Raw genomic sequence first — 3,255 nt, forward strand, 5'->3', positions numbered from 1 at the left:
ATGACTTCAACCCTGATGCGGCAGAAAAAACTGACAACCTCATTGAAGCAAAAGTAGAAAACTTGCTTGAACAACCTTTAATGGGTGTGCAACGAGATGGCATCCGCGGACGATTACTCATCATTCCTGAGATTTCGATGATTGTCTCTTACTGGATTGAGGGCGATATCATCCGAGTTATGCGTGTACTACACCAGAAACAAAAATTCCCTACGGATTGATTGCTTCCTCTGGGGAACTAACGCCGCATTAAGGTGTGAGTGACGCTTGGCTATACTTGAGCGAAGCGAAAATGCCAAGCGTTGCGAATCACTCTTAAATGCTTTGTTAAGCGTCTGGTCGCACTACTACGCTTTGTAATTGTCTAAGTAACAGGAAGTCATCTGGAGCAATTACATCTATACCTCTCTCTGGATCTAAAAAGTATTGTGCAACGCGAGCGTGATTAAAAGTACTAGCGTCTAAAGGGTATTCAGCATATGGATTATGCAATATATGCAATCCATCAGCGATATTCTCAACATACTCTGCTTTGGGAGCAAAACGCATCTCAGCTTGAATGCTGTCGCCAACAGGAAGGTGAGACGTGTGGTAGACCGTCATAGCATCAGGGTTGTCAGCCAACGCACGAATTTTGCCCCATGTAGCTAACGGACTATAAATAACCGCACTAACATCTTTATACTCATCGGTAGCAAACAAGCCCGTAGGGATTGTTGCTTTCTCATTTTTTACGACAGCTTCAACTGGATACTTAATAAGCTCTTTGGAGCCTGTAGCTATAGTGGTTTCTTCGTCTATGTAGAGACCATATAAAGCAGCAATTATAGAACGGTTAACTGCATAGTGTGAAAAAGGTCTATCGAATGACGCTAGCCCAATTACATAGGGCTTTCCTTTTACATGATCTAACTGGGAGTATTTAGTCCGGTACATTTTAATTTTTGAAGACAAGCTATTCAAAATTCGTATAGTTGACTGTTGATTGAACTCAGCAAAATCTTTCGGCGCAAACATCTGAGAATGACCAGCTGCGGGTTCTCCACCTTGCGCAGGTGCAGCAATAGTAGCTTCAAGTGTAATCTCTCTATCTAGCTCAGTCACAAAATCAGGTGCATGATGTGAAAAGTCTGTTTGAGCCCCAAGCTCTTTCAGAAAAGCGTGGAGATAGAGTTCCCACATTGAAGATTCAAATGTAGTTTGAAATTCATATACAAACTTACCATCACAATCTTCAAAACCCTTAGCCCATGAGTTCAACACTTCTCTTTCGGCTTTGTATTGTTCTTGTAACAGCATTTTGAAGATTGGATGTTGGCGCTCTTCATCTGCTATAGGAGTAAATAAATCCAATTTATACCTCGATATTATTCTGACGCTTAACGCCGCGTTAAGGGGTGAACAACGCCACCACCTAACCTAAACCATTGCGCCGTAAACACTTAAGCTGAATCAAACTGAAAATGCCAAGCGTTGAGAATCCCTCTTAAACGCTTTGTTATGCGTATTATCCCACTCGTACCAGATTGAGACTTTCACTCGCTTTTGGAGCTTCAAAATACTGAGTCACATGATGAAATACAGCTTCTGTGTCAAACATAGCTCTTTCAGGTTGCTCAACTCGGCGCTTAGCAATTTGTGATAAACATTGCTCATCTGTTCGGTCTAGATACCAAAGCTCATGCTCACTACCTACTTCAACGCACAGTGACGCGAACCAAGCTCTTTGATTGACAGTATTCGCTGGAAAATCCATGACAACGTTAACCCCTACATTTAGCAAGCTCTGAACATGGTTTTTAACGAAAGGCTTTATGAGATTAGAGTGCTTAATGTAGTCGTCAAACGTTTGGATTTGTGAAGGATAATGAGCTGACAACCAGTCGTCTTCTGAAATTAGGACTGCATTATTTTCAGCAGCCACAACCTTAGATTTAGTCGATTTCCCTGCTCCCATCTTGCCACAGAAGAAGAACAGCTTGCCCTGATTTTCCATGTTTCCTCCATTTACGCATAACGCCCTGTTAAGGTGTGAGCAACGCAATGCAAAAGCCGCCGCATACAACCTTAAACACTAAAACCAACACATACTGAAAATGCCACGCGTTGCGAATCACTCTTAAACAGTTTGTTAGCTTTACGCAAAGTCCAGCGAATAAGTAAATATACCACATGATCTACACTTGAACTTGTAGATTGCAGGATTCCCACCTTTTTCATAGTAAGTGACTATTTGGTGCCACTCATTACTACCTATTAGCTGATCGTTTAGTAAAGCCTCTAATTCAGCGTCTTTTACCTGTAATAGATCAGACTTCTCTGCATCTCCATGAAATTCGCAAGCATCGCCACAGTGCGATAACCACACTTCTTGCTGCCATGAAATATAGCTTGGAGTTCTTTCACAAACTTCTTTTACCACAGACTTATCAAGTCCAGCTTTCATCAATGGATGTGGGTCAGCAAACTCTCCGTCGAATTTCTTCGCCGCCGAGCCATCAGAAATGCACCAAGGACAAATAGTTTCTACGTCATGTTCAGAGTAAATAGTAGAAATTGCCCTGTAGCCACGACTGACACCACAACATTCACAATTTTCATCTGTAACTTCTACAGCACCCGTTTTTATAGGATCTGGATGATACTTAAATGTTGGTAATTCCATTGTACCTCCGAGTAAAGCTAACGCCGCGTTAAGTGGTGAGCAACGCTACCACCCTACCTAAACCATTGTGCCGTAAACACTAAATTCAAATCAAACCGAAAATGCCAAGCGTTGGGAATCCGCCTTAAACGCTTTGTTATAGCGCATTAGTTCCAGTCTACTCTGATATCTATATTCGGATGCTCTTGGCAGAAATCATCAAAACAACTTTTTAAGGATTCGAAACTCTCAGGAAGAGCCGACTTAAAATCACTAGAACCTACAAACTCTATGACTTTAGGAAAATCCGAATTGCGTAAGCCAGGATCACAAAGACAATCCCAAAAAGCATCCCAATTTTTTCCATAATAATCTGGAAAACCTAAGCAATTAGCCATCAATTCATGAAGTTGACTTTCGTTCTCTATCATTACTAAATCAATACGCATAGTACCTCTACTGGAAAACTCCGCTGCGCTATAACGCCTTGTTAAGGTGTGAGGCACGCAATACCTAAGTCTCCGCATACCACATTAACCACTAAAACCAACGCATAGTAAAAATGCCACGCGTGCCGAATCACTCTTGAACAATTTGTTATGCGCGTTCTC

5 protein-coding genes are annotated in these 3,255 nt (G+C 41.7%); 1 reads left to right on the plus strand and 4 read right to left on the minus strand.

Going from position 1 to position 3,255, the window contains the following annotated elements:
• The coding region (locus R7Q11_RS24480; protein WP_225466810.1) for a type II toxin-antitoxin system RelE/ParE family toxin at positions 1-221 on the plus strand (221 nt) is incomplete at its 5' end.
• A gap of 106 nt (positions 222-327) precedes the next feature.
• Here the strand turns inward: R7Q11_RS24480 and R7Q11_RS24485 are convergent.
• The 4 genes from R7Q11_RS24485 to R7Q11_RS24500 all read right to left on the minus strand — a co-directional run bounded on the left by R7Q11_RS24485 (position 328) and on the right by R7Q11_RS24500 (position 3,093).
• Positions 328-1,353: a glycosaminoglycan attachment site gene (locus tag R7Q11_RS24485; RefSeq protein ID WP_225466811.1), complete on the minus strand. Its 1,026-nt coding sequence runs from the start codon at positions 1,351-1,353 to the stop codon at positions 328-330.
• A 154-nt stretch (positions 1,354-1,507) separates the two neighbouring features.
• Positions 1,508-1,996: an AAA family ATPase gene (locus R7Q11_RS24490; protein WP_029790616.1), complete on the minus strand. Its 489-nt coding sequence runs from the start codon at positions 1,994-1,996 to the stop codon at positions 1,508-1,510.
• 141 nt (positions 1,997-2,137) lie between these two features.
• Entirely contained in the window at positions 2,138-2,665 is a 528-nt protein-coding gene (locus R7Q11_RS24495) for a CbrC family protein (protein ID WP_225466813.1), read from the minus strand.
• A gap of 146 nt (positions 2,666-2,811) precedes the next feature.
• A complete protein-coding gene (locus R7Q11_RS24500) occupies positions 2,812-3,093 on the minus strand; it encodes a barstar family protein (RefSeq protein WP_225466814.1) in 282 nt (93 codons plus the stop codon).
• Positions 3,094-3,255 lie beyond the last annotated feature (162 nt).

The sequence above is a fragment of the Vibrio sp. 970 genome (assembly GCF_033339075.1).